The organism is Zunongwangia sp. HRR-M8, assembly GCF_027594405.1.
GTDB lineage: Bacteria > Bacteroidota > Bacteroidia > Flavobacteriales > Flavobacteriaceae > Zunongwangia.
Map to the genome: position 1 here is coordinate 1,626,115 of NZ_CP115161.1, position 25,755 is coordinate 1,651,869.

At 34.2% G+C, this 25,755-nt stretch carries 27 protein-coding genes; 20 read left to right on the forward strand and 7 right to left on the reverse strand.

Annotated features, from left to right (window positions below; genetic code table 11):
- Positions 1–7 precede the first annotated feature (7 nt).
- The 3 genes from PBT89_RS06880 to wrbA all read left to right on the forward strand — a co-directional run bounded on the left by PBT89_RS06880 (position 8) and on the right by wrbA (position 1,528).
- The gene (locus PBT89_RS06880; protein ID WP_270063993.1) at positions 8–592 is read left to right on the forward strand and encodes an RNA polymerase sigma factor; all 585 of its coding nucleotides are present in this window, start codon (positions 8–10) and stop codon (positions 590–592) included.
- Between the two features lie 62 nt (positions 593–654).
- On the forward strand, positions 655–807 hold the full coding sequence (locus PBT89_RS06885; RefSeq protein WP_270063994.1) for a hypothetical protein: 153 nt from the start codon (positions 655–657) through the stop codon (positions 805–807).
- A gap of 121 nt (positions 808–928) precedes the next feature.
- Positions 929–1,528: an NAD(P)H:quinone oxidoreductase gene (wrbA, locus tag PBT89_RS06890; RefSeq protein ID WP_270063995.1), complete on the forward strand. Its 600-nt coding sequence runs from the start codon at positions 929–931 to the stop codon at positions 1,526–1,528.
- 48 nt (positions 1,529–1,576) lie between these two features.
- Here the strand turns inward: wrbA and PBT89_RS06895 are convergent, their stop codons facing one another.
- On the reverse strand, positions 1,577–2,245 hold the full coding sequence (locus PBT89_RS06895) for an endonuclease III domain-containing protein (RefSeq protein ID WP_270063996.1): 669 nt from the start codon (positions 2,243–2,245) through the stop codon (positions 1,577–1,579).
- 31 nt (positions 2,246–2,276) lie between these two features.
- On the opposite strand from PBT89_RS06895, the gene bcp reads away from it, so the two are divergent.
- Complete coding sequence (gene bcp / locus PBT89_RS06900) at positions 2,277–2,726, forward strand: thioredoxin-dependent thiol peroxidase (protein WP_270063997.1); 450 nt, start codon at positions 2,277–2,279, stop codon at positions 2,724–2,726.
- A gap of 176 nt (positions 2,727–2,902) precedes the next feature.
- Here the strand turns inward: bcp and PBT89_RS06905 are convergent, their stop codons facing one another.
- The 6 genes from PBT89_RS06905 to porX all read right to left on the reverse strand — a co-directional run bounded on the left by PBT89_RS06905 (position 2,903) and on the right by porX (position 7,589).
- Positions 2,903–3,283 carry a hypothetical protein gene (locus PBT89_RS06905; RefSeq protein WP_270063998.1) on the reverse strand — a complete coding sequence of 127 codons (381 nt, stop codon included), beginning with the start codon at positions 3,281–3,283 and terminating at the stop codon, positions 2,903–2,905.
- A 28-nt stretch (positions 3,284–3,311) separates the two neighbouring features.
- Positions 3,312–4,511, reverse strand: coding sequence for an alanine dehydrogenase (locus PBT89_RS06910; protein WP_270063999.1), 1,200 nt, complete (start codon positions 4,509–4,511; stop codon positions 3,312–3,314).
- A 68-nt stretch (positions 4,512–4,579) separates the two neighbouring features.
- Positions 4,580–5,137, reverse strand: coding sequence for a hypothetical protein (locus tag PBT89_RS06915; RefSeq protein ID WP_270064000.1), 558 nt, complete (start codon positions 5,135–5,137; stop codon positions 4,580–4,582).
- Complete coding sequence (locus tag PBT89_RS06920; RefSeq protein ID WP_270064001.1) at positions 5,100–5,246, reverse strand: hypothetical protein; 147 nt, start codon at positions 5,244–5,246, stop codon at positions 5,100–5,102. Before PBT89_RS06920 ends, PBT89_RS06915 begins: the two co-directional genes overlap by 38 nt.
- Before the next feature lie 290 nt (positions 5,247–5,536).
- Positions 5,537–5,941: a tRNA (adenosine(37)-N6)-threonylcarbamoyltransferase complex ATPase subunit type 1 TsaE gene (tsaE, locus tag PBT89_RS06925; RefSeq protein ID WP_270058450.1), complete on the reverse strand. Its 405-nt coding sequence runs from the start codon at positions 5,939–5,941 to the stop codon at positions 5,537–5,539.
- A gap of 97 nt (positions 5,942–6,038) precedes the next feature.
- Entirely contained in the window at positions 6,039–7,589 is a 1,551-nt protein-coding gene (gene porX / locus PBT89_RS06930; protein WP_270064002.1) for a T9SS response regulator signal transducer PorX, read from the reverse strand.
- Positions 7,590–7,713: 124 nt separating this feature from the next.
- Between porX and PBT89_RS06935 the strand changes: the two genes are divergently transcribed.
- The 16 genes from PBT89_RS06935 to hisG all read left to right on the forward strand — a co-directional run bounded on the left by PBT89_RS06935 (position 7,714) and on the right by hisG (position 25,675).
- A complete protein-coding gene (locus PBT89_RS06935) occupies positions 7,714–8,943 on the forward strand; it encodes an HD domain-containing protein (protein ID WP_270064003.1) in 1,230 nt (409 codons plus the stop codon).
- Positions 8,944–8,967: 24 nt separating this feature from the next.
- Positions 8,968–9,996, forward strand: coding sequence for a UDP-3-O-(3-hydroxymyristoyl)glucosamine N-acyltransferase (lpxD, locus tag PBT89_RS06940; RefSeq protein ID WP_270064004.1), 1,029 nt, complete (start codon positions 8,968–8,970; stop codon positions 9,994–9,996).
- Positions 9,989–11,389, forward strand: a complete 1,401-nt coding sequence (locus PBT89_RS06945) for a bifunctional UDP-3-O-[3-hydroxymyristoyl] N-acetylglucosamine deacetylase/3-hydroxyacyl-ACP dehydratase (RefSeq protein ID WP_270064005.1) — start codon at positions 9,989–9,991, stop codon at positions 11,387–11,389. The genes lpxD and PBT89_RS06945 overlap by 8 nt, the downstream gene beginning before the upstream one ends.
- Before the next feature lie 6 nt (positions 11,390–11,395).
- The gene (lpxA, locus tag PBT89_RS06950; RefSeq protein WP_270058445.1) at positions 11,396–12,181 is read left to right on the forward strand and encodes an acyl-ACP--UDP-N-acetylglucosamine O-acyltransferase; all 786 of its coding nucleotides are present in this window, start codon (positions 11,396–11,398) and stop codon (positions 12,179–12,181) included.
- A gap of 12 nt (positions 12,182–12,193) precedes the next feature.
- Entirely contained in the window at positions 12,194–12,760 is a 567-nt protein-coding gene (efp, locus tag PBT89_RS06955; RefSeq protein WP_270058444.1) for an elongation factor P, read from the forward strand.
- Between the two features lie 68 nt (positions 12,761–12,828).
- Positions 12,829–13,764, forward strand: coding sequence for a UDP-3-O-(3-hydroxymyristoyl)glucosamine N-acyltransferase (locus tag PBT89_RS06960; RefSeq protein ID WP_270064006.1), 936 nt, complete (start codon positions 12,829–12,831; stop codon positions 13,762–13,764).
- A 4-nt stretch (positions 13,765–13,768) separates the two neighbouring features.
- The gene (locus PBT89_RS06965) at positions 13,769–14,140 is read left to right on the forward strand and encodes a nuclear transport factor 2 family protein (protein ID WP_270064007.1); all 372 of its coding nucleotides are present in this window, start codon (positions 13,769–13,771) and stop codon (positions 14,138–14,140) included.
- A gap of 110 nt (positions 14,141–14,250) precedes the next feature.
- Complete coding sequence (locus tag PBT89_RS06970; RefSeq protein WP_270058441.1) at positions 14,251–14,616, forward strand: BlaI/MecI/CopY family transcriptional regulator; 366 nt, start codon at positions 14,251–14,253, stop codon at positions 14,614–14,616.
- 3 nt (positions 14,617–14,619) lie between these two features.
- A complete protein-coding gene (locus PBT89_RS06975) occupies positions 14,620–16,083 on the forward strand; it encodes a M56 family metallopeptidase (RefSeq protein ID WP_270064008.1) in 1,464 nt (487 codons plus the stop codon).
- A gap of 180 nt (positions 16,084–16,263) precedes the next feature.
- Positions 16,264–16,689 (forward strand): hypothetical protein, encoded by a 426-nt coding sequence (locus PBT89_RS06980; RefSeq protein ID WP_270064009.1) that lies wholly within the window; start codon positions 16,264–16,266, stop codon positions 16,687–16,689.
- A gap of 128 nt (positions 16,690–16,817) precedes the next feature.
- The gene (sucD, locus tag PBT89_RS06985) at positions 16,818–17,690 is read left to right on the forward strand and encodes a succinate--CoA ligase subunit alpha (RefSeq protein WP_270064010.1); all 873 of its coding nucleotides are present in this window, start codon (positions 16,818–16,820) and stop codon (positions 17,688–17,690) included.
- Positions 17,691–17,792: 102 nt separating this feature from the next.
- A complete protein-coding gene (locus PBT89_RS06990; RefSeq protein ID WP_270064011.1) occupies positions 17,793–20,756 on the forward strand; it encodes a M16 family metallopeptidase in 2,964 nt (987 codons plus the stop codon).
- A gap of 110 nt (positions 20,757–20,866) precedes the next feature.
- The gene (gene fabG / locus PBT89_RS06995) at positions 20,867–21,613 is read left to right on the forward strand and encodes a 3-oxoacyl-[acyl-carrier-protein] reductase (protein ID WP_270064012.1); all 747 of its coding nucleotides are present in this window, start codon (positions 20,867–20,869) and stop codon (positions 21,611–21,613) included.
- Between the two features lie 88 nt (positions 21,614–21,701).
- Positions 21,702–23,735: a VWA domain-containing protein gene (locus tag PBT89_RS07000; protein WP_270064013.1), complete on the forward strand. Its 2,034-nt coding sequence runs from the start codon at positions 21,702–21,704 to the stop codon at positions 23,733–23,735.
- A gap of 10 nt (positions 23,736–23,745) precedes the next feature.
- Complete coding sequence (locus tag PBT89_RS07005; RefSeq protein ID WP_270058434.1) at positions 23,746–24,561, forward strand: prohibitin family protein; 816 nt, start codon at positions 23,746–23,748, stop codon at positions 24,559–24,561.
- Between the two features lie 250 nt (positions 24,562–24,811).
- A complete protein-coding gene (hisG, locus tag PBT89_RS07010; RefSeq protein ID WP_270064014.1) occupies positions 24,812–25,675 on the forward strand; it encodes an ATP phosphoribosyltransferase in 864 nt (287 codons plus the stop codon).
- The last annotated feature ends 80 nt before the right edge of the window (positions 25,676–25,755 follow it).

Here is a 25,755-nt window from a genome sequence, read left to right on the forward strand (position 1 = left end):
TAACTGTATGGAAAAAACTAAGGTAACAGATGCCATTCTTGTTAAAGACTACATTAACGGAAACGAATTGGCCCTCTCAGAACTTATTCATCGTCATCAACAAAGAATTTACAGTTTCATTTATTCTAAGGTATTTGATAAGGATATATCTGAAGATATTTTTCAGGATACATTCATCAAAGTCATTAATACTTTAAAAAAAGGAAAGTATAACGAAGAAGGTAAATTTTTACCTTGGGTGATGCGTATTGCACATAATTTAGTTATCGATCATTTCAGAAGAAATAAAAGAATGCCGAAATTTGATAATAGCGGTGATTTTAATATTTTTTCAGTTTTAAGCGATTCTGGATTAAATGCTGAGAAACAAATTATTAAAGACCAAATCGAAACCGATTTGCGCGAAGTAATTAGAGAACTTCCTGAAGATCAATTAGAAGTGCTAACGATGCGTATTTACAAAGAAATGAGTTTTAAAGAAATCTCTGAAAGAACCGGAGTAAGCATTAATACCGCTTTAGGGAGAATGAGATATGCTTTAATAAATCTTAGAAAAATTATCGAAAAGCATAATATGGTTTTAACAAATTAAAGTTGCAATAATACGTTATAAGTGCCGTTATCTATTTATATAACCATCTTAATAATGTATTAATGAAGAACATTTACTTTGAAAAACCTTCGAGAGAAGAAAAATCACAACATTTGAAACCTAAAAAAGAGACCATTAAGTTTCTACTAAACTATTCGAAAGCATTGAAAGTTTTACCCGGTAAGACTGAAAATTATGAAATGCTTTTAAATTAAAACCTACAGCCTGCTTCTTGCAGGCTTTTTTATTGATCAGATTCTAAGAGAATTATCAAAACTTTAAAACTTGTTTTTTCCTAAGCTAGCATATTCGCTTTAAATTAGAAAAAAATAAATTATGAAAAATATAAAACTTGCTATAATCTATTATAGCGCAACCGGTACCAACTATCAAATGTCTAAAGTAGCTGAAGAAGCTGCTAAAGATTTGGGAGTAAAAGAGATTAAGTTCTTAAGAGTAGAAGAAACGGTTCCTGAAGAAATAATGAAAGGAAACGAAGATTGGGTAAAGCATTATAATGCGACTAAAGATATTCCAGTAGCTTCTGCCGATGATCTGGATTGGGCCGATGCAATTATATTTTCAGCGCCAACAAGATATGGTAACCTGCCATCACAATTTAGTAGTTTGATGGATACCACAGGGCCGTTATGGCAAGAAGGAAAATTAGTGGACAAAGTAGTAAGTGGAATGACAAGTGCTGCAAATCCTCATGGAGGACAAGAAGCTACTTTACTTTCTTTATATAAAGCAATGATGCACTGGGGCGCGGTAATTGCAAATCCTGGATATACAGATCCTGTTATTTTTGAAACCGGAGGAAATCCTTATGGTTTTAGTATGGTAGGAGGAAGCGATCTATCAGAAAATGATAAAAAAGCGATTTCAGCTCAGGTAAAAAGAGTTGTAAGTTTAGCATCCAAAATTAATGCATAATTCTGACTATTAATTATAAAAGAAAACTCCGGAATCTCTGGAGTTTTTTTATTTCTTCTTTTTAGCTATTTTCTTTTCATAATCTGCCAGAACTGTTTTTCTACCGATAGTTTTAGTAATGATATCTTTTTCAAGATCCCAACCTCTTGCTGGCGAATATTGCCGGCCATACCAGATTATTTGCAAATGAAGCTCATTCCAGAGGTCTTTTGGAAATAATCGTTTAGCATCTTTTTCAGTTTGCGCAACGCTTTTTCCATTAGATAAATTCCATCGATACATTAATCTTTGAATATGAGTATCTACCGGAAATGCAGGGACATTAAATGCCTGAGCCATTACCACACTCGCCGTTTTGTGACCTACAGCAGGAAGACTTTCTAAAGCTTCAAAATCTGCCGGTACCTGCCCGTTGTATTTTTCCAATAATATTTCAGAAAGGCCATGAATACCTTTAGATTTCATTGGAGATAATCCGCAGGGTTTTATAATTTCTCTAATTTCTTCAACACTTAATTTAACCATTTTTTGCGGCGTGTCGGCAACTTCAAATAAAAGTGGAGTTATTTGATTCACTTTAACATCGGTACTTTGGGCAGAAAGTAAAACAGCAATCAAAAGCGTGTAAGGATCTTTATGATCTAAGGGGATAGGAATTTCAGGATAAATATTTTGTAAAGTATCAATTACAAATTGCACTTTTTGCTGTTTATTCATAAAGCTTTAATTTTAGGCAAAAATAAGAATTATGACGACATTAAAAGCAGGAGATAAAGCACCAGATTTTTCAGTAGAAGATCAAGATGGGAATGAAGTAAAGCTTTCAGATTTTAAAGGAAAGAAACTGGTTTTATTTTTTTATCCAAAGGCTAGTACACCAGGATGTACGGCAGAAGCTTGTAATCTTAGAGATAATTGGGAAGTGTTCCAAAAGGAGGATTATGCGATTTTGGGAGTAAGTGCAGATTCTAAGCGTAGACAAACTAATTTTAAAACCAAGAACGAGCTTCCTTTTCCGCTATTAGCAGATGAAGATAAAGAAGTGATAAACGCTTATGGTGTATGGGGACCTAAAAAATTTATGGGTAAAGAATACGATGGAATTCATCGCACTACTTTTATAATCGACCAAGAGGGTAAAATTGAAGAAGTGATTGGTAAGGTGAAAACCAAAGATCACGCCGCCCAGATTCTATAATTTCTGAATATTTTTTCTTCGGATCAACTTCAACTAAACTTATAAAGCTTGTCGAAATTGCATAATTTTGGCAGGCTTTTTTATTGGCACCGCCAAGGGGTGTAATTCTCCGAGGCTTGCCACGAAATTAAAAAGTTATTTCTAACCAATGCCTTTCCGGCTTGCTCGGAAATACTTTACTTTTCAGAATAAAAATTAACCTCCTGAATAGTAGCAATACTATCGCAATTTTCAACTTTAAATTGAATTGGTTTTGTTGTAGTTTCTCCTGAAATTAGATAAATGTTACAAGAATCTCTATCGGTAATACTTTCAGTAAAATGAACTTCACCATTTTCCAAAATTGAAGAGATATTGCTGGTATCTATTGCGTTTTCAGTAAAAAACTTCATCGCCTTATCATCAAATTGGCGTTCTTTTACTCGAATACTTTTTAAAGTTCTGGCATTTGGAAAATACGAACAACTGGTTTTTTTTCCGCTTAAAAAGAAAATGAGAATAATGATTCCCATAAAAAGTCCTACAGAAAAATATCCTAGACGCTGAAATATATTCATATAAAATAGCTAAAATCGGTGCAGGGGATCAGAAAATCAAGAGGTTAATATCTCGATAAGTAAGATCAAACCAGTCTGCAATAGATTTGTTGGTTAATACTCCGTGGTAAAAGTACAAACCATTTCGCAATCCGCGGTCAAAACGAAGCGTATTTTCCAGTCCGCCTTCCTCGCCAATATGCAATAAATAAGGAGTGAAAATATTACTTAGAGAAAGCGAACTTGATCTTGCGTAGCGTGAAGGAATATTAGGCACACAATAATGAATTACCTCATGTTTGGTGAAAATAGGTTTTTCATGACTGGTAATTTCACTGGTTTCGATACAGCCACCAACATCAATACTTACGTCTATGGCTACAGCGCCACGTTTCATAGAGGCAACCATTTCATCGGTGACTAAAACCGGAGAACGATTATTGCCGCGAACAGCGCCAATTAGCACATCACAGCGTTTAAGCGCTTTAGATAGATTTTTTGGTTGAATTGTACTTGTGTAAAAAGTGCATCCCAATGACGATTGAAGATTTCTCAATTTGGTAATCGAGCTATCAAATACTTTGATATTGGCTCCAAGGCCAATAGCCGATCTTGCTGCAAATTGTCCCACTGTACCCGCGCCTAAAATCACAACTTCTACAGGAGGAACGCCACTTATATTTCCAAAAAGGAGTCCGTTACCATCGCCATTATTACTCATAATTTCAGAAGCAATAAGAACCGAAGCAGTTCCTGTGATTTCACTTAACGCCCTAACTATGGGATAACTACCATCATCATCTTTAATAAACTCGAAACCTAGAGCAGTAATTCTTTTCGATGCTAGTTTTTGAAAATATTCTTTGCTCTGCGTTTTAATTTGAAGTGCTGAAATTAAAATCGTTTGCGGATTCATCATTTCTAATTCCGCGATAGATGGTGGTTCTACTTTTAAAATCGTAGGGCAGGAGAATACCTTTTGGGTATCTTTAGTGATTTCTGCACCGGCATCTGAATAATCTTTATCGCTAAAATTTGCATAGTTGCCTGCTCCAGATTCAATCATTACACGATGCCCGTGGGCTGTAATAGCTCCAACAGCATCAGGGCTAAGACAAATACGTTTTTCTTGGTAAGAGGTTTCCTTGGGGATTCCTATAAATAGTTCTCCTTTGTTTCTATAAATTTCAAGTTTTTCTTCTTGAGGTATTAGCTCTTCTTTGGTAAAAGGAGAAACCTGTTCATTCATATTTTTCTTTTCAGCTGATTTGGAAAAGTTAAATTACAATTATTTTTGAAATAGTAAGAATAGATTCCCTAAAGTTTAGCGTAGTAATCTTCATCGGTATCTGGAGAATTCTTCATATCATCGATTTCCTTTAGATCTTTTTCCGACATAGATGAAAAAACAGAAATATTAGTTTCGTCGATTTCGCTTAAATCTATTCCATAAATCTTATCGAAAATCTTAATTCGAATTAAATAAACTATGCAGATAATTATAATAAAAAATGGTGCTAAATAGATTAATTGATTAGTATCCATGGGTTTAATATCCATATACATATCTTGATACAATGCTGTAATCAATTGATATCCGTACATTATAGTCGGAACTAATATTACATGATACCACCAATGTTTACATGTAAAAAACCATATTAGCAGTAAAAATAATGGAGTTATCTTTCCGAGATAAGTCCACATCGCAGTCATTACGTTTAAATAGTATTTACTTTCATAAGTAAATAAAAAATTTTCCCAAACTGGTCCGTCTGGGAAAATTTCATATAAATAAAATAAATATGGTGAAAATGCTATTAATAAAGCAATAATACTACCCGTTAACAGGAATCCTGATCGTTGTCCTATCAACAGCTTGCTTTTTGATTGGGTCATTTGCTTGGTCATTATCAGTTGTTGAAGTTACAAAAATTGATGCTCCAAAAATAGCTGCTCCGAATAATAATGCTTTTAATTTCATAATAGTTGGTTTTAATAATATTTTTAAATCGTATTTCGTTTTGTTTCTGATACAAACCTACTACGTTATAACCTTCTATTAGTAAATACATTAATTGTACTTTTGCGGCTTTTTAGCGGATTTCAATGGATTTTGTAAAATTTTTACAGATTAATATTTTTTTAACTGTTATGCTTAAAATAAAATACTTTTGGCATTTTTATATGACTCATTATTTAGTAAAAACTCAGTAATTGCTAATACGTTTTTGGCTAAAATCAGACATCAAAAATAAACATTTTCACATTTTATTAACTTAACTTTAACAATCTTAGTTCTGGATTTATTTTTTGTAGCTCCAATTTCTGGTGTTTCTCTGGTAAAAGATTTGTAATTTTTTGTGGCCACTCAATAAATTTCCATCCCGGTTGTTCTAAATAATCATCAAATCCAATATCATAAGCCTCATTTTCTTCATCTATACGGTAGAAATCGAAATGAAAAACAGTTTCAGTTTCAGATTTATATTCATTAACTAAAGAGAAAGTAGGACTGGATACCCGATCTTCAATACTTAGCTTATTTACGAGCTTTTTGATTAATGTTGTTTTACCAGCGCCCATTTCTCCATAAAAGAGAATTGTCTTACTAGTTGTGTTTTTCAGAATGAATTCAATAGCTTTATCGATCTCCGACAAATGATATTTCAACTCCATTTTACCAATTATTTAATTTTTCAAATATACCAAAAAACCTGATAGAGACTATCAGGTTCGGTTAGGCGTGTTTAATTGCGGTTACTTATTAAAAATTTTATTTTGGTGAAAGAACGGCAAAAGGTATAATCATTTCTTCTAAAGATACTCCGCCATGTTGGTAGGTGTTTCTAAAGTAACTTACGTAATGATTATAATTATTAGGATAGGCAAAAAATAAATCACCTTTGGCAAAAATAAAGGAACTACTCATATTAAGAGTTGGTAGATGCAAGGTTTTAGGTTCCTTAGCAGCCAAAACATCTTTTTTCTCGTAGGTAAGACTTTTACCAGTTTTGTACCTTAAATTTAAACTTGTGTTTTTATCACCTATTACTTTACTCGGATTTTTAACGTTAATTGTTCCATGATCTGTGGTGACGATCAATTTGAATCCTAATTGCTGCGCTTGCTGTATAATTTCTAAAAGTGGCGAATTTTTAAACCAACTTTCTGTTAAAGATCGATACGATTTATCATTAGAGGCTAACTCTTTAATTACTTCCATCTCGGTTTTAGAATGCGAAAGCATATCTACAAAGTTATAAACCACAACAGTTAAATCGTTGTTTTTTTGAGTTTTGAAATTTTCAACTAATTTTCTACCGGCTTTTAGATTGCTTATTTTGTGATATTCGTGTTTAATATCTTTTCCTAAACGCTTCAATTGTTCGGTTAGAAATTCATTTTCAAAATTATTTTTTCCGCCTTCATCGGTATCATTTTTCCAGTACTGTGGGTAGAGCTTCTCCATCTCACTCGGCATTAAACCAGAAAAGATCGCATTACGGGCGTATTGCGTTGCCGTTGGTAAAATACTGCAAAAGGGCTGTTCTTTTTCTTTTTTGTAATAATTAGCTATGGTTGGCTCAAAAGCTTTCCATTGGTCGTATCGTAAATTATCGATCACTACCAATAATGTTGGTTGTTCTTTGGTAATTTCAGGTAAAATTTTTCTTTTGAATAGGGTATGGGACATCGTAGGTGCTTCTGCTTTGTCTTTAAACCATTCAGGATAACTTTTATCGATAAACTTACAAAACTGATTATTCGCTTCTTGTTTTTGAGTTTCAAGAATTTCGAACATACTGCTATCTTCTATATTCTCTAATTGAAGTTCCCAATAAATTAGACGTTGGTACATATCTGTCCAATCCTCGTAAGTGTTCACATTCATTAAATCCATTGCGATTTTTCTGAATTCCTGCTGGTAGTTGGCGGTTGTTTTTTCAGAAATTAGTCGAGAGTGATCTAAATTCTTCTTTATAGAAAGCAGAATTTGATTTGGATTTACGGGCTTTATTAGATAATCTGAAATTTTAGAGCCTATTGCTTCTTCCATAATATACTCTTCCTCACTTTTTGTGATCATCACAATAGGAATATTGGCCTGTTTTTCTTTTATCTCAGATAATGTTTCCAGACCTGTTAAACCGGGCATATTTTCATCCAAAAAAACAATATCGAAGCGTTCCTCGTCTATCTTCTCAATTGCTTCAGTACCACTTTGGCAAGTGGATACATCGTAATTTTTAGATTCTAGAAATAAAATATGTGGTTTTAAAAGGTCGATCTCATCGTCAACCCATAGTATTTTGATATTATTCATGCTTGATTAATTTATAAGCCGGTTAAAAATTTATATTTTTAATTTATATTGCTCTTTTTGGATATAAATTGATCCAAAAGAGCTTCAATGTCTATTTTTGTTCTACCATATAATTAAATAAAGCTTGGCTTCACAAAACAAACTCAAGATTCTAAACGATCCAATTTACGGATTTATTACCATACCAAGTCAGCGGATCTTTAATATTATCGAGCATCCCTACTTCCAAAGATTGCGTAGAATATCTCAAATGGGATTATCCTATTTGGTATATCCGGGCGCACATCATACAAGATTCCATCACGCATTAGGATGTGTTCATTTAATGCAAAAAGCAGTGCGAATCCTTCGCTTTAAGGGAGTTGAGATAAGTGAGGAAGAAGAGGAAGCCCTGCAAATCGCCATTTTATTGCATGATATTGGTCATGGTCCTTTCTCGCATACCATGGAACATACCATTGTTGAAGGCGTCGATCATGAGTCTATTTCGTTGCTTTTTATGAAAGAATTGAATGAGGTTTTTAACCAAAATTTAACGCTGGCGATCGAGATTTTTACTGGAAATTATCCAAAAAAGTTCATGTACCAGTTAATCACAAGTCAGTTAGACATGGATCGACTGGACTATCTTAAGAGAGATAGTTTTTATACGGGTACTACTGAAGGAAATATTAATAGTGATCGGTTAATTACGATGCTTAATGTGGTGAATAACGAATTGGTTTTAGAAGAAAAAGCCATTTATTCTGTAGAAAAATTTCTGGTAGCCAGAAGGTTAATGTATTGGCAGGTGTATTTGCATAAAACAAGTTTAGTAGCAGAACAGCTTTTAATAAGAGTCCTAAAAAGAGCAAAAGAATTAACGGCCGGTGGTACTTCGCTTAACGCAAGCAAAGCACTTAGCTATTTTCTAGAAAACAAAGTTACCTCAGAAAGTTTTGATACTGAAACCTTAAAGATTTTTGCTTGTCTTGACGATTATGATATTGTCCTTGCAATGAAAGAATGGATGAATCACGAAGACTTTATTTTGAGCAGTTTATGTAAAATGGTGATTAATCGCGATCTTTTAAAAGTTAAATTGAAGAAGAAAAAGCCGTCTTCAGCTAAAATTGAAAAGCATACCACGCAACTGAAAGAGAAGTATAACTTATCTGATAAAGAAGCTTCTTATTTTGTTTTTACGGGGGAAATCGCAAATCTAGCGTATACAAGAGAAAAGAATAATATCAATATTCTTCATAAAAACGGAAAGATTAATGATGTAATTAAAGTTTCTGACCAGCTTAATTTGAAAGCATTATCAAAAACTGTGACTAAATTTTATATATGTTATCCTAAGTCAAAACATTAACTCATTTTTTTTACTTTTGCCAGAATGAAATTTAAAGCATCACAAATAGCCGAAATTCTCGAAGGGACAATAGAAGGTAATCCCGATGCAGAGGTTTCAGAATTGGCTAAGATTGAAGAAGGAAAAGAAGGATCGCTTACTTTTTTAAGCAATCCTAAGTATACCTCGTATATATATAGCACAAAAGCATCAATTACTATCGTTAATGATAGTTTTGAAGCAGATGAGCCTATTAATACCACGCTTATTAAAGTAAAGGATGCCTATAAAGCATTTTCTACTTTATTAGAATATTACAATCAGGTAAAGCTTCGCAAAAGCGGTATAGAGAAACCTAGTTATATTTCAGATTCTGCAGAATATGGTGAAAATATTTATTTGGGAGCATTTACCTATTTGGGAGATAATGTGAAAATAGGTAATAATGTGAAGATTTATCCTTATGCCTATGTAGGCGACAATACGGTAATTGGCGATAATTCAACATTATTTGCCGGAGTAAAAGTATATTCGGAAACTGTAATTGGTGAAAATGTAACCTTACACGGTGGATGTATTATAGGCGCTGATGGATTTGGGTTTAGTCCGAACGAGAAAGGAGAATATTCTAAAGTACCGCAAATAGGAAATGTTATTATTGAAGATAACGTTGATATAGGTGCCGGGACAACTATAGATAGAGCAACCTTAGGATCTACGATTATAAGAAAAGGAGTGAAACTGGATAATCATATCCAAATAGCGCATAATGTAGAGATAGGGGAGCATACGGTAATTGCCGCACAAACAGGTGTAGCCGGTTCTACTAAAATTGGCAAAAACTGTATTATTGGTGGCCAGGTTGGTATTGTAGGGCATATTACTATTGGAGATAGAACAAAAATCCAGGCACAAAGTGGTATTGGTCGAAATGTTAAAGATGATGAAGTGTTACAAGGCTCACCGGCTATAGGATATTCAGATTTTAATAAATCCTTTATTCATTTTAAAAACTTACCTAAAACTGTTGATTTATTACATCAGTTGGATAAAAAAGTAAATAAGAATGGCTGAAAAAGTATTTAAGCAGCAAACTATTCAAAATGAAGTTTCTCTCGAAGGAGTAGGACTGCATACAGGAAAACAAGTAAAACTTACCTTTAAACCAGCGCCAGAGAATACAGGTTACGTATTTAAACGAGTAGATCTTGAAGGAGAACCTACTATAGAGGCTGATGTAACCTACGTTGTTGATACTAGAAGAGGAACAAATCTTGAAAAGAACGGAGTTAAAATTCAAACTTCAGAGCATGTGCTTGCCGCATGTGTAGGATTAGAAATCGACAATATTATTATTGAATTGGATGCTTCAGAACCACCAATTATGGATGGTTCATCAAAATACTTTGTAGAAGCTTTAGAGAAAGCTGGCATCAAAGAGCAGGATAAAGATAAAGAGGAGTATGTAATCAATCAGGTAATTTGCTATCGTGACGAAGAAACTGGCAGTGAAATTGTAGTGATGCCTGCAGATACTTACAAAGTTACTACAATGGTTGATTTTGGAACTAAAGTTTTGGGAACGCAAAATGCTTCTATAGAACATGTTTCAGAATTTAAAGATAATATATCGAACGCGCGTACCTTCAGCTTTCTTCATGAAATAGAAGAATTATTAAAACATGGCTTAATTAAGGGCGGTGATTTAAATAATGCTATAGTTTATGTAGATAAAGAAATTGGTGAGGATACTTTAAAGAAATTAAGAGTGGCGTTTAATCGTGACGAAATTTCAGTAAAACCTAATGGAATTTTAGATAATCTTACACTACATTATCCTAATGAAGCAGCACGGCATAAATTATTAGATGTCTTAGGAGATTTAGCACTTATTGGTACTAGAATAAGAGGTAAAGTTATCGCTACCAAACCAGGACATTATGTGAATACTGAGTTTGCTAAAAAACTGGCGAAATTTATAAAAGAAGAGAAGCGTAATAAAGTACCAAAGGTCGACTTAAGTGCGAAGCCAATAATGGACGTTAACGACATTATGGAAACGCTTCCGCATCGTTCACCGTTTTTACTTGTAGATAAAATTTACGAATTGACAGATTCTACTGTTGTGGGGGTTAAAAACGTTACAATGAATGAGCCCTTCTTTGTGGGGCATTTCCCAGGTAAACCTGTAATGCCAGGCGTACTGCAAGTAGAAGCTATGGCACAAACAGGTGGTATATTAGCGCTAAAATCTGTACCAGATCCAGAAAACTATCTTACGTATTTTATGAAAATTGATAATGTAAGATTTAAGCAGCAAGTAGTACCTGGGGACACTTTAATATTTAAATTAGAACTTTTAGCGCCAATTAGAAGAGGTATTTGCCAAATGCAGGCGTATGCATATGCAAATGGAAAGCTGGCTACAGAGGCTATTTTAATGGCACAAATTGTAAAATCAAAATAAAAAATAATGAATCAACCTTTAGCATATGTGCATCCGGGAGCGAAAATTGCCAAAAATGTGGTAATTGAGCCATTTGCAACGATTCATAATAATGTGGTTATTGGCGAAGGAAGCTGGATAGGCTCTAATGTAACCATTATGGAGGGAGCACGCATAGGGAAAAATTGTAGTATTTTTCCTGGTGCGGTAATATCTGCAATTCCACAGGATAAAAAATTTGATGACGAGGATACCACTACCATCATTGGAGATAATACAACAATAAGAGAGTGTGTTACCATCAATAGAGGAACGTCAGATCGCATGAAAACTGTGATAGGTAATAATTGCTGGATTATGGCGTACTGCCATATTGCTCACGATTGTATTGTGGGTGATAATTGTATCTTTTCCAATAATAGTACCTTAGCAGGACATATAAACGTAGGCGATCATGTTGTGCTTGCAGGAATGGCTGCAATACAACAATTTTGTAGCATAGGTAAGCATGCCTTTGTGACTGGTGGATCATTGGTTAGAAAAGACGTACCACCATTTGTAAAAGCCGGTCGTGAGCCACTTTCCTATGTGGGGATCAATTCTATAGGTCTTAGAAGAAGAGGATTTACTACTGAGAAGATTAGAGAAATTCAGGATATTTATAGAATTTTATATCAAAGAAATTATAACAATACGCAGGCTGTAACCATTATTGAAGCTGAAATGCAGGCCACAGCCGAGCGTGACGAAATATTAGAATTTATTAAAAACTCGCAGCGAGGTATCATGAAGGGATATTTCAGCTCGAACTAAAAAATTAAATGAATGGCCAGTACAAGCGATATTAGAAACGGACTTTGCATAAGATATAACCACGATATTTATAAGATTGTTGAATTTCTTCATGTAAAGCCAGGTAAAGGTCCAGCTTTTGTTAGAACTAAATTAAAAAGTGTAACCACAGGAAAGGTTGTTGATAATACATTTTCAGCAGGACACAAAATTGATGATGTTCGTGTAGAAACACATAAATATCAGTTTTTGTATCAGGATGGGGAGTTTTATCATTTTATGCACGTAGAAGATTATACACAAATAAGACTTCTAGAAAGTGCTTTGGATATGCCGCAATTACTTAAAGAAGGCGAAGTGCTAACTGTTATAATCAATACTGAAGATAATATGCCGCTTTCTACAGAGATGCCTGCAAGCGTAGTTCTAGAAGTTGCGCATACCGAGCCTGGTGTTAAAGGAAATACAGCAACAAACGCTACTAAACCTGCAACCGTAGAGACTGGAGCTGAGGTTAACGTTCCTTTGTTTATAAATGAAGGTGATAAGATTAGAATCGAAACAGAAAAAGGAACTTACAAAGAAAGAATTAAAGAATAAGTTTTATAACTAATAATTGAAAAAGGAAAGGTAAATATATCTTTCCTTTTTTTATATTTAATAATTAGATGAAGTTTCCACAAACACATACCATAGAGCAAATTGCCACGATCATTTCATGCAAATTTGTTGGCGATAGAAATTTTCCGGTAGAAGGAATAAACGAGATTCATGTTGTTACTGCAGGTGATATTGTCTTTGTAGACCATCCTAAATATTATGATAAAGCACTAAACTCTGCTGCGACCATTATTCTAATTAATAAGGAAGTTGAATGCCCAGAAGGAAAAGCTTTGCTAATTTCAGATGATCCATTCAGGGACTTTAATAAGCTCGCTAAATATTTTAAACCTTTTGAAAAAGCGACTGAAAAAATAGCTTCCTCAGCAAAAATAGGGCAGGGGACTCATATTCAGCCAACAGCTTTTATAGGAAACAATGTAATTATCGGTAAAAATTGTAGAATTGATGCTAACGTTAGCATAAACGATCATACGATAATAGGCGATAATGTGATTATTCAGGCTGGTACTGTAATTGGCGGAGATGCTTTTTATTATAAAACTCGTCCAGAAGGTTTTGATCGCTTGCTTTCTAGCGGTCGCGTAGTTTTGGAAAATGATGTAGAGATTGGTTGTAACTGCACTATAGATCGCGGGGTAACAGGAGATACTTTAATTAAAAGAGGCACTAAAATAGATAATTTGGTTCAGGTGGGGCATGATACTGTTATTGGTGAGCGATGTCTTATAGCTTCACAAGTTGGTATTGCTGGTTGCGTAATTGTTGAAGACCAGGTTACACTTTGGGGCCAAGTAGGGGTAAGAAGCGATGTTACTATAGCCAAAGGTTCTATAATGATGGGGCAAACCGGTGTTACTAAAAACTCTAAACCGGGAGTTACGTATTGGGGTACTCCACTACAAGAAGTGCGTTCGTATTTAGTAGAACAGGCTTATCTAAAAAAATTACCTGAATTTATGAAGAATTCAAATAAAAAATAAGCATGTGAGTTTAAAAGGCAAGAAGTTAGTAGAACAATTTTATAAATTATTTTCGAATGATCCCGAGGAGGCGCTAAAATTGATGCACGCTGATATGAGTTTAGATTGGCATAGCAGCACTGGATATCGCCAGCTAAATAAAACTACAATGCGTGAACTCTTAACGGAAATGACTACAACTTACGAGGCACTCCGCTTAGAGATTAAAGAAACAATTAAGGAAGACCAGAAGGTGGTGATCTATTATACCTATCACGTTAGAACTATAGAAAATCCTGAAGAAGAACTTCCACTTGCACATTTTATGACCATCTGGCATTTAAAAGATAATTTACTTTACCAAGGCTCACAAATAAGTCAGTTGCCAAACGAATAATAGTAAAACCATCTGAAAACCAGATGGTTTTTTGTTAAATATTAGCTCTATGTTTGTAGAATTAAAATTATACTCTACATTTGTAGAGTTAATTCTAATAAAGTAGAAAAATGAAACTTTCCAATGCAGAAGAGCAACTAATGCAGATATTATGGAAGCTGAAAAAAGCTTTTATGAAAGATCTGATTGACGAATATCCCGAACCAAAACCGGCAACAACCACAGTAGCTACTTTATTGAAGCGCATGCGAGATAAGAAGTTTATTGATTTTGTACAATATGGTCGATCTAGAGAGTATTTTCCATTAGTGAAAAAGGAAGATTATTTCTCTAAACAGATGAACGGACTCATCAAAAATTTCTTCAATAATTCGGCTGCCCAATTTGCTTCTTTCTTTACGGAAGAAACCGACTTATCTGAATCAGAACTAAAAGAATTACGAAAAATCATCGACGACAGAATTAAAAATCAATAGCTTATGATCATCTATATTCTAAAATTTTCGGGTTGTCTCTTGGTTTTGTATGCGTTTTATAGGTTGTTTTTGGAAAGCGAAAAAAATCATAGGTTTAAGCGATTTTACTTATTATTTGCATTAGTAGCTTCAGTAATAATTCCGCTAATTACCATAAGCTATCAGGTTGAAGCACAACCAATGCAGCAAACAGGAATCTTAATACCTGAAGCTACAACCAAAGTAGCGGAAGTAAAAACAAGCTTTTGGAAAGATCAGCTTCCGGCAATTTTATGGAGTGTTTATAGTTTTGGTGTGGTTATTTTTCTATTTCGATTTTTAGGCAATATTAGTCGTTTAAAAAGTCTAATTCAGAAGCACGAAAAAGTAGATGAATATTGGAATATCAAAGTTTTGCTACCATTTCCGCTAACTCCATATTCTTACTTCAAATATATTTTTGTTGAAAAAGATGCTTTTGAACAGAATAATATTCCGAAGGAAATTTTAAAGCATGAAGAAGCTCATGTACATCAAAAACATACGCTAGATTTATTGATATTGGAGATTTTACAGGTCATTTTTTGGTTTAATCCGCTGTTCATCTTTATTAAAAAATCAATACGTTTAAATCACGAGTTTCTTGCCGATGAAGCCGTTCTAAAACAAAATATTAGCGCATTATCATATTCTAATTTATTACTTAACAGCTCGTTTGCCGGCCATCAAGCTACAATGACGAGTTCATTTAAACATTCATTAATCAAAAAACGAATCGTTATGATTTCAAATTCATTTTCAAAAAAGAGAGTAGGGCTAAAACTTGGATTTTTAGTACCGGTTTTATGTTGTTGTATTTATTTTTTCAATAATGATATTGTAGCTGAAACTATACAGAAGGAATCTCCTATTGTTACTGAAACTTTAAACGCATTTACGCTTAAAGTTCACGGCGAAAGGATCGAACTGAACGGGGAGCAGGTGGCGCTAGAAGAATTTGCCTCGAAATTAGATAAAATCACAACTCAATATCCAGATAAAGATTTACTGAAAAATAATGTGCGCTTAGATCTAAAAAACGTTCCTGAAGATTTTAAAAAGAAATTAGGTAAGGAGTATCTTAAAACTCAATATTACCAGGTAATGAAGAAAAATTCCAGAAATACTTCTTTGTTTCCTTCAGGAGTTCCAGCTCCACCAACGGCACCAACACCACCAATGAAAATTGCGGGAAGAAGCGGAACTTCTTATATCACCACAGATAGTCCTTCTAAACAACAAATTAAGGAATGGAAAAATAAAGGCTATACATTTTCTTTTGACAACAATCCAATTTCAAAAGAAAAACTTGATGATATCGATTTAAATGTGATAAGTCTTTATTCAAAACAGGTTAATGAGATGGGGACTAAAATATATCTGAATACCGTGTATACTCAATATTCTAAAAATCCACCTTCAAAATCTATATTATCAGATCAAAATTGAAAAGATTACGGTCATTTTTTTATTGATGGGAAAGAAGTTTCCAAAGATAAATTAAAAAAATATTCTCCGAATGAATTTATATCTTATCAGATTGTAAAAGATGGAAAGCTTCCTGTCACAGAGCGGTTAATTTTAAAGCTTTTTACGAAAGAAATAATTGAAGTTATTGAAAAACCAGAAGTGATTGAAGTTATTGAGAATCACCCAAAAACACCACCAAGTCCGCAATCTCCTGAAGTGATTGAGGTGATAGAAAAAGAACCGACGCCACCACCAGCTCCAGCAGTACCACCAAAAGTCGAGGAACTTCAGGAGTCTCCGATTACTTCTGTTCAGAAAGATAATAGCAAAGAAAATATGGCTAAATATATTAATGAAAGAGCTAAACTTGAAAAAATGTTGCCGGAAGGATATCCTGCATCTTTTTTAAATCTATCACCAAAAGATCAAGATCGTATTAGTTCACAGTTACAAATAACATTGCAATATTATCTAAAAATTAAAGAAGAAGATAAAAAGAAAGTACCATATATGTTTGTGCCACCACCATCTCCTGAACTTTATTATGAGAAAGATGGAGCAATTATAAAGAAAGAAGGTAACTAAACTCAATTTTTCGACCGTTTGCGAAATTTATTATTTAAAGTATTAATTTATACTGCAATTATCTAAAAAAAGCTTTATGTTTTATCTTTAAAAACATATTTTTGTATACGTAATTACAAAAAATACTTATGAGCGTTTTAGTAAATAAAGATTCAAAAATAATCGTGCAGGGATTTACCGGTAGCGAAGGTACTTTCCATGCAGAGCAAATGATAGAATATGGTTCCAACGTAGTTGGAGGTGTTACTCCAGGTAAAGGTGGTCAAACTCATTTGGATAAACCGGTGTTTAATACAGTTTCAGATGCTGTTAAAGAAACAGGAGCAGATGTAACGATCATTTTCGTTCCGCCAGCGTTTGCTGCCGATGCCATTATGGAAGCTGCCGATGCCGGGATTAAAGTAATCATTACTATTACGGAAGGTATTCCTGTTGCAGATATGGTTAAGGCTTCAGATTATATTAAAGACAAAGATTGTCGTTTAATTGGTCCTAACTGTCCTGGTGTTATTACTCCGGGTGAAGCTAAAGTTGGTATTATGCCAGGTTTCGTTTTCAAGAAGGGAACTGTAGGTATCGTTTCTAAATCTGGTACGTTAACTTACGAAGCTGCAGATCAGGTTGTGAAAGAAGGTTTAGGAATCACTACTGCGATAGGTATTGGTGGAGATCCAATTATTGGAACGACCACTAAAGAAGCGGTAGAGCTTTTAATGAACGATGACGAAACTAAAGCTATCGTGATGATTGGTGAAATTGGTGGACAGTTAGAAGCTGATGCCGCTAAATGGATCAAAGAAAACGGTAACAAAAAGCCTGTTATTGGATTTATCGCTGGAGAAACTGCTCCTGCAGGTAGAACGATGGGGCACGCTGGTGCTATTGTAGGTGGTAGCGAAGATACTGCACAGGCTAAGAAAGCAATCTTAAAAGAAAATGGAATACACGTTGTAGATTCTCCTGCTGAGATTGGTAAAAAAGTTGCTGAGGTTCTTGGATAAAAGTTAAAATTTAAGATAATTTTAAATAATTTTAGTCCGTAAGCGTTATATGCTTACGGACTTTTTTATTTTTATAAATATTTATCAATCAAAATTTTAACTATGAGGAAATTTTATCTGCCCCTTATGGCAATCCTTTTTCTTGCTTTTTCATCTTGTAAGAAAGAAGAAGATTCAAATTCAAATTCGCACACCGATGCCAATGGTTTTTCTTATGAAACTTTTGAAAACGATCCTACCGGTTTACGTCTTTACACTTTAGACAATGGTTTGAAAGTTTACCTGAGTCAGAATAACGAAGAACCTAAAATTCAAACTTTAATTGCCGTACGTGCGGGATCTACTTACGATCCAGCCGATAATACAGGGCTTGCTCATTATCTTGAGCATATGGTTTTTAAAGGGACAAGTAAAATAGGTACTCAGGATTGGGAGACAGAAAAAGTGCTTTTAGATTCGATTTCAGATCTATACGAGAAGCATAAAGCTACTACAGATCCTGAAGAGAAAAGAGCGATATATCGCCAGATCGACTCGGTTTCGCAGGAAGCTTCAAAATATTCTATAGCAAACGAATATGATAAAATGGTGAGCTCTTTGGGAGCCGAAGGCACCAATGCCTTTACCTCGAATGAGCAAACAGTCTATGTAAATAAAATTCCTTCTAACGAATTAGACAAATGGCTTACCATAGAAAGCGAAAGATTTAGCGAATTAGTTTTAAGATTGTTTCATACCGAATTAGAAGCGGTTTACGAGGAGTTTAACCGCGGGCAGGATAGTGATTCCAGAAAACAATATTATGCAGTTTTAGAAGGACTTTATCCTACACATCCGTACGGTACACAAACAACCATCGGAAAATCTGAGCATTTAAAGAATCCTTCTATGGAAGCAATTCACAATTACCATGAACAATATTATGTGCCAAATAATATGGCTGTAATCCTTTCAGGAGATTTAGAGTTTGATAGCACGATCCAGAAGGTGAATGATGCGTTTGGCGGCTACGAATCTAAAGAAGTGACGCATCCCACATTTCCTGAAGAACAACCTATCACTGCACCAATAGAAAAAGAGGTATTTGGACCAACTTCAGAATCTGTTTATGTCGCTTTCCGTACCGATGGTGTGGGCAGTAAAGATCAAAAAATTGTTTACTTAATAGATTACATTCTGGCCAATTCGCAAGCTGGTCTAATCGATTTAGATCTAAATCAAAAACAAAAAGTGCAAGCAGCGTCTTCTTATACAAATTTTGATAATGATTATGGATTCCATTTGTTATACGGAATGCCTAAAGCCGATCAATCTTTAGAAGAAGTGAAAAATCTGTTACTTGCTGAAGTCGAAAAAGTCAAAAAAGGAGAATTTGAAGATTGGTTAATCGATGCCGTAATTAACGATTTAAAATTATCTGAAATTCGCCAATTTGAGGATGCATCTTCAGTAGCGTATGCACATATGGATGCTTTTATTCATTTTCAAGACTGGCAGGAAGTAGTAGATTTTACAGACGATTTAAAATCTATTACCAAAGATGAACTTGTTACTTACGCCAACGAGCATTACAAAGACAACTACGTAGCGGTTTATAAAAGAATAGGGGAAGACCCAAATATCGCCAAAGTAGAAAACCCAGGGATCACTCCCGTTCAGCTAAATCGTGATAAGCAATCTGATTTTATAACCGAATTCAACAAATCGGAAGCACCTGCTTTAACTCCGCAGTATGTAGATTATGAAGAGGCAATCAAAAAAGAAGAAACCGAAAATGGATTGCCGGTTTCTTATATTTTGAATGAAAATAATGATCTTTTTAACCTGTATTTTATTTTTGATATGGGGCAGGATAATGATAAAGAGATTTCGCTGGCGACTGGATATTTAGATTATCTGGGCACAGATAAATATACTCCTGAAGAATTAAAGCAAGAGTTTTACAAACTTGGTATAAACTATTTTGTAAGCGCAGGTTCAGATCAAATTTATGTTGGTATTAGTGGCTTAAAAGAAAATTTGCCAAAAGGATTAGAATTATTGGAACATCTTTGGCAAAATGCTAAGCCAAATCAAGAAACCTACGAGAAATACGTCGCTTCGATTATGAAAGGTCGTGACGATGCTAAAACTCAAAAAGGGAATATTCTGTTTAATGGTCTAATGAACTTTGGCAAATATGGAGAAGATTCACGTTTACGTAATATTTATACTGAAGCCGAATTGAAAGCCTTAGATCCGGCTGAATTGGTAGACAAAGTAAAAGACCTTCGTAATTACAAACAACGAGTGCTTTATTACGGGAAAGATCCTGAAGCAGCCGTTGCTACCGTAAGCGCAAAACATGATGTTCCCCAAGAGTTAAAAGATTACCCTGAAGCTAAAAAATACGCTGAACAAGACACAGGAGGAAATGTTTACTTTGTAGATTATGATATGGTGCAAAGTGAAATGGTTTTTCTTGCCAAAGGGGAAAATTTTGATGCAGAAAAGATGGCGGCTACACAATTATTCAATACATATTTTGGTAGTGGCTTATCATCTATTGTATTTCAGGAAATACGGGAGTCTAAATCTTTAGCATATTCAGCTTACTCAAGTTACCAAATGGCCTCAGAAATGGATAAACCCAATTACACGATGGCATATATTGGTACACAAGCCAATAAAATGCCGCAAGCAGTAGATGCTATGATGGACCTCATGACGAATATGCCCAAAGCAGAAGAACAATTTGAAGCTGCTAAAGAAGCCACTTTAAAGAAAATTGCAGCAGATCGAATTACAAAAACAAATATTTTCTGGAGCTACGAGCGATTAAAAGATCGCGGTTTAGATCACGATACGCGCCAGGAAATGTATGATGCTATAAAAGAGATGAGTTTTGATGATTTACAAAACTTTTTTGATAGCAATATCAAAGGTCAGGATTATAATGTTTTGGTAATTGGTAATAAAAAAGATGTAGATATGGAAGCACTTAGCAAGCTAGGTGAAGTAAAAGAATTAGATATCGATTATCTTTTCAATTACGAAAAACAAGAAGACAAACAACTGAAATTGTAAAATTTTTGGCTAAAAAAATAGAGACCTCCTTGAAAAAGGAGGTTTTTTTATACCTAAACAATGCTTATTCTTATCTTTGGACCAGAAAATTCTAACTTACTATAATACATATGAAATTATTAGAAGGTAAAAACGCTATCGTAACCGGTGGAAGCCGTGGTATTGGTAGAGGTATAGCAAAAGTATTTGCAGAACACGGAGCTAATGTAGCATTCACATACAACTCTTCTGAAGAAGCAGCCAAAGAGCTGGAAAACGAGCTTTCTGAAACCGGAGTAAAAGCTAAAGGTTATAAATCTAATGCAGCCGATTTTGAGCAGGCGCAGGAATTAATTAAAAATGTAGCTGAAGATTTTGGCGCTATCGATATTCTGGTAAACAATGCAGGAATCACCAAGGATAACCTGCTAATGCGTATGAGTGAGGAAGATTTTGATCGTGTGATCGAGGTAAACCTTAAGTCAATTTTTAACATGACCAAAGCAGTACAACGTACGATGCTTAAACAACGCAAAGGAAGCATTATCAATATGAGTTCTGTGGTTGGGGTTAAAGGAAATGCAGGACAGGCTAATTATGCGGCTTCTAAAGCAGGTATCATTGGTTTTAGCAAATCTATGGCATTAGAGCTTGGTTCTCGTAATATTCGTACAAATGTGATTGCTCCTGGCTTTATCGAAACTGAAATGACGGAGAAATTAGACGAAAAAGTAGTACAGGGATGGAGAGATAACATTCCATTAAAACGTGGTGGATCTCCAGAGGATATAGCAAATGCTTGTGTTTTCTTAGGTAGTGACCTTAGTGCTTATATTACCGGGCAGGTAATTAATGTAGATGGCGGAATGCTAACCTAGTTTCCTAATTGAAATTATTGATTTTGTTTTTTGATTTTAGGTTGGTAGAAGCTTAATATTCTCTTAAATTACAACCCAAAATCGATTAATGACTTTACTAAACATTATATATATAACCCTGGCTGTGATATTCGCGCTGGGGTTTTCTTATTTTCAATATTATGTAAAGTCCAAACGTAATAAAAAAGAGCGTTTAATCCTTTTTACGCTACGTGCATTAAGTGTTTTTACACTACTTTTTTTATTGATCAATCCAAAGATCAAGTCGGTTACAATACAAAAAGTGAAACCAGATTTAGTGCTCGCTTTAGATAATTCTGAATCGATTTCTTATCTCAAACAAGAGAATAATTTATTTGAAATTGCCTTATTTTTTAAGAAAGATGAAGAAATAAATGAACGTTTTAATGTTCATAATATAGGTTTCGGAAGTGAAATTTCAGGGATAGATTCCACCAATTTCGGTGCAAAACAAACTGATATTTTTAAGGTTTTGGATGATGTGAAATCCAGCTTTAAAAAGAAGCAAAACGCTAGCATTTTAGTTACCGATGGTAATCAAACTTTGGGTAGAGATTTTCAATATTTCAGGGCTTCTAAGAATCAAAAAATCTTTCCTATTATTGTTGGGGATACAACAAAATTTCCCGATTTAAGTATTTCAAAATTGAATGTGAATCGATATGCATTTCTTGAAAATAAATTTCCTGTAGAAGTTTTTCTGAATTATTCAGGTTCAAAAAATATCGCTTCAAGGTTTGTGATTTTAAATGATAGAGAGACCGTTTTTTCTGAAGAAGTGAATTTTTCAGAAGAAAATAGATCTGTTAGGCTAGAAGCAAATTTACCAGCTTCACAAGTAGGAACACAAACTTTTTCCGCAGAAATTCTTCCGTTGAAAAATGAAAAGAATACAGTAAATAATCAAAATAATTTTGCAGTCGAGATGATCGATGAGCGTACTTCAGTATTAATTTTAAGTAGTTTTCCGCATCCAGATTTAGGTACTCTAAAAAAATCAATCGAGACGAATAAGCAGCGAAAAGCAACTATAAGATACGCTAGCGAAAATATAGTAAAATTAAATGAATATCAGTTAATTATATTTTACCAACCAAACAATAGCTTTAATAATTGGTTTGAGGCTATAGATAAGGCTAATTTAAACTATTTTGTTATAACCGGAACTAAAACAGACTGGAACGTAATTAAAAATTCATTGCCTTTTTTATCCAAAAGTAATAGTAATACTGAGCAAGATTTTTATGCGGAAATGAATTTGAATTTTAACCAATTTCAGTTTGAAGATATTGGATTTTCAGAACTTCCTCCGCTTCAGGATAAGTTTGGAGATCTAAAAATTGATACCGATTTTGAGACTTTGCTTTATCAGAAATTAGAAGGAGTGACTACCAAACAACCGTTATTGATGATCTCTAAAAATAACGCTAAAAGTTCATCTTTTTTATTTGGTGAAAATATTTGGAGATGGCGGACTAAGATTTTTGTGGAAAATAAAAGCTTCGAAAAGTTTGATAAATTTATTGGCGGTCTTGTTCAAAATCTATCTTCAAAAAAGAAAAAAGAGCGCTTAAATATCGAATTTGAGTCGTTCTATTATTCAAACGAAATTATAAAATTTGACGCTCAATTTTTTGATGAAAATTATCAATTCGACCCCAATGCAAATCTTAAGATCGAGCTTAAGAATGACAGCTTAAATGTAGTTTCAGATTCAAGATTTTTGTTGCGAAATAATTTTTATCAGGTAAGCTTTAATGATATTCAACCAGGGGAATATCAATTCACCGTTTCAGAAGAAAATTCAGGAATCAAGAAAACCGATAAATTTTCCGTAATTTCGTTCAATGTAGAAGAGCAATTTTCTTCAGCGAATTTTTCAAAACTTAAAAATCTGGCTGATAAAAATGAAAGTCAGGTTTACTTCCCCGATCAATTGGAAAATTTGAAATCTGAGCTTTTAAACGATAATCGTTTTTCAATAATAAGAAAAGAAAACATCAAGTCTCAAGCTATAATCGAGTGGTATATTTTATTATTTATTTTAGTTGGTTTATTAGCTGGAGAATGGTTTTACAGAAAATATAAAGGTTTAATTTAATAAATTATCTATGAATAGATTACCCAAAATTGCAATACCAATTTTTATAGGATTGGTTATTTTAATCATATTTATTTCCAAATCTACAGTCACCATAGGTTCTGGGGAGGCTGGTGTTTTATATAAAACATTTGGCAATGGTGTAGTAACTGATGAGCCACCGATGAGTGAAGGATTTCATCTTGTTGCTCCATGGAATAGGGTTTTTATTTACGAAGTCCGCCAGCAGTCTTTAGACGAAAAAATGACTGTTTTATCTTCAAATGGTTTGGAGATAAAATTAGATGCTTCGGTTTGGTTTCAACCAGCCTATGGCGATCTTGGAAAACTTCATAAAGAAAAAAGTGAAGCTTATATCGAAAGATTGCTAAAACCTGCGTTACGATCTGCAACGCGAGCCGTAGTTGGACGTTATAACCCAGAGCAATTATATTCTAGCAAACGTGAAGCAATTCAGGAAGAAATTTTAGAAGAAACTCAAATTTTATTGCGCGAACAATATGTTCAGGTTAATGAAGTTTTAGTAAGGGATGTTTCTTTACCGTCGACCATTAAAGATGCTATAGAGCGTAAACTAAGACAAGAGCAAGAATCTTTAGAATACGAATATCGTTTAACCAAAGCCGAGCAGGAAGCTGAGCGCCAACGTATCGATGCGGAAGGTAAAGCCCGAGCAAACCGAATTTTAAGTGAATCGTTAACCGATAAAATTTTACAGGAAAAAGGAATACAGGCAACTTTAGAACTGGCAAAATCTGGTAATGCTAAAACTGTAATCATTGGCTCTGGTGAAAGCGGATTACCACTGATTTTAGGAAATAACTAAAAATTATCTTAGAAATTTTAAATTCTGATTTTGAATTTTAAAATTAATACTTAGATTTGCTTCCATAATGAGAACGATACAACTACATCACCATCATCATATTTACTACTGCGCTCAGGCGAGGTAAATTTGATATGTGGTAATGTTAAGCATATTTAGAAACCCGTTTGAGCTACTCAAACGGGTTTTTTATTTGTTCAAATTTGACAACTGAAATTAAACTAAGCACTAAAAATAAAATGCTTTTGTGATGAAAAAAGAAAAACTAAGAATTGCAATTCAAAAATCTGGCCGCCTAAACGAAGATTCTCTTAAGATTTTAAAAGACGCAGGGATTTCAATAGATAATGGAAAAGAGCAGTTAAAAGCTTCGGCTCGTAATTTTCCGGTAGATGTTCTATATCTAAGAAATGGGGATATCCCGCAATATTTAAGAGATGGCGTGGTAGATGTAGCTATTCTTGGTGAAAACGTGTTGGTAGAGAAAGGACAAGATATTATTCGTGGTGAAAAACTAGGATTCTCTAAATGTCGCGTTTCTTTGGCGGTTCCAAAATCTGTAAAGTATAACGGTATCGAGGATCTGGAAGGAAAGAAGATAGCCACCAGTTATCCAAATACGGTTAAAGAGTATTTAGCTGAAAAAGGAATTACTGCAGATCTGCATATTATTAATGGTTCTGTTGAAATTGCGCCGAATATTGGCTTAGCCGATGCGATTTGTGATATTGTTTCCAGCGGAAGTACCTTATTTAAAAACAATCTGAAGGAAGCTGAAGTAATGTTGAAGAGTGAGGCGATTTTAGCCATTTCACCAAAGATTTCTGAAGAGCGTCAGCAGATCTTAGATCAGTTACAATTTAGGTTGAAGTCGGTTTTAAACGCACGCACTTCAAAATATATATTACTTAATGCACCGAATGACAAGTTGGATGATATTATTAGTTTGTTGCCAGGAATGCGTTCTCCTACCGTTTTGCCATTAGCAGAAGAAGGATGGAGCTCCATCCACACCGTAATTAACGAAGAGCGTTTTTGGGAGGTAATAGACGAATTAAAACGACTGGGAGCGGAGGGATTACTTGTAGTGCCGATCGAAAAGATGGTTTTGTAAATTTAGATATTTGATCGCTTTGCTTTAGAAGTTAGAATATAGAATAAAGAAACAAGAATCAGGATTTATTTTGAATGCTA

Excerpts from the sequence above, each read along its gene's own strand:
- PBT89_RS06880 (WP_270063993.1), top strand. The coding sequence starts at position 8 with ATGGAAAAAACTAAGGTAACAGATGCCATTCTTGTTAAAGACTACATT.
- PBT89_RS06885 (WP_270063994.1), top strand. The coding sequence starts at position 655 with ATGAAGAACATTTACTTTGAAAAACCTTCGAGAGAAGAAAAATCACAA.
- wrbA (WP_270063995.1), top strand. The coding sequence starts at position 929 with ATGAAAAATATAAAACTTGCTATAATCTATTATAGCGCAACCGGTACC.
- PBT89_RS06895 (WP_270063996.1), bottom strand. The coding sequence starts at position 2,245 with ATGAATAAACAGCAAAAAGTGCAATTTGTAATTGATACTTTACAAAAT.
- bcp (WP_270063997.1), top strand. The coding sequence starts at position 2,277 with ATGACGACATTAAAAGCAGGAGATAAAGCACCAGATTTTTCAGTAGAA.
- PBT89_RS06905 (WP_270063998.1), bottom strand. The coding sequence starts at position 3,283 with ATGAATATATTTCAGCGTCTAGGATATTTTTCTGTAGGACTTTTTATG.
- PBT89_RS06910 (WP_270063999.1), bottom strand. The coding sequence starts at position 4,511 with ATGAATGAACAGGTTTCTCCTTTTACCAAAGAAGAGCTAATACCTCAA.
- PBT89_RS06920 (WP_270064001.1), bottom strand. The coding sequence starts at position 5,246 with ATGAAATTAAAAGCATTATTATTCGGAGCAGCTATTTTTGGAGCATCA.
- tsaE (WP_270058450.1), bottom strand. The coding sequence starts at position 5,941 with ATGGAGTTGAAATATCATTTGTCGGAGATCGATAAAGCTATTGAATTC.
- porX (WP_270064002.1), bottom strand. The coding sequence starts at position 7,589 with ATGAATAATATCAAAATACTATGGGTTGACGATGAGATCGACCTTTTA.
- lpxD (WP_270064004.1), top strand. The coding sequence starts at position 8,968 with ATGAAATTTAAAGCATCACAAATAGCCGAAATTCTCGAAGGGACAATA.
- PBT89_RS06945 (WP_270064005.1), top strand. The coding sequence starts at position 9,989 with ATGGCTGAAAAAGTATTTAAGCAGCAAACTATTCAAAATGAAGTTTCT.
- lpxA (WP_270058445.1), top strand. The coding sequence starts at position 11,396 with ATGAATCAACCTTTAGCATATGTGCATCCGGGAGCGAAAATTGCCAAA.
- efp (WP_270058444.1), top strand. The coding sequence starts at position 12,194 with ATGGCCAGTACAAGCGATATTAGAAACGGACTTTGCATAAGATATAAC.
- PBT89_RS06960 (WP_270064006.1), top strand. The coding sequence starts at position 12,829 with ATGAAGTTTCCACAAACACATACCATAGAGCAAATTGCCACGATCATT.
- PBT89_RS06970 (WP_270058441.1), top strand. The coding sequence starts at position 14,251 with ATGAAACTTTCCAATGCAGAAGAGCAACTAATGCAGATATTATGGAAG.
- PBT89_RS06975 (WP_270064008.1), top strand. The coding sequence starts at position 14,620 with ATGATCATCTATATTCTAAAATTTTCGGGTTGTCTCTTGGTTTTGTAT.
- sucD (WP_270064010.1), top strand. The coding sequence starts at position 16,818 with ATGAGCGTTTTAGTAAATAAAGATTCAAAAATAATCGTGCAGGGATTT.
- PBT89_RS06990 (WP_270064011.1), top strand. The coding sequence starts at position 17,793 with ATGAGGAAATTTTATCTGCCCCTTATGGCAATCCTTTTTCTTGCTTTT.
- fabG (WP_270064012.1), top strand. The coding sequence starts at position 20,867 with ATGAAATTATTAGAAGGTAAAAACGCTATCGTAACCGGTGGAAGCCGT.
- PBT89_RS07000 (WP_270064013.1), top strand. The coding sequence starts at position 21,702 with ATGACTTTACTAAACATTATATATATAACCCTGGCTGTGATATTCGCG.
- PBT89_RS07005 (WP_270058434.1), top strand. The coding sequence starts at position 23,746 with ATGAATAGATTACCCAAAATTGCAATACCAATTTTTATAGGATTGGTT.
- hisG (WP_270064014.1), top strand. The coding sequence starts at position 24,812 with ATGAAAAAAGAAAAACTAAGAATTGCAATTCAAAAATCTGGCCGCCTA.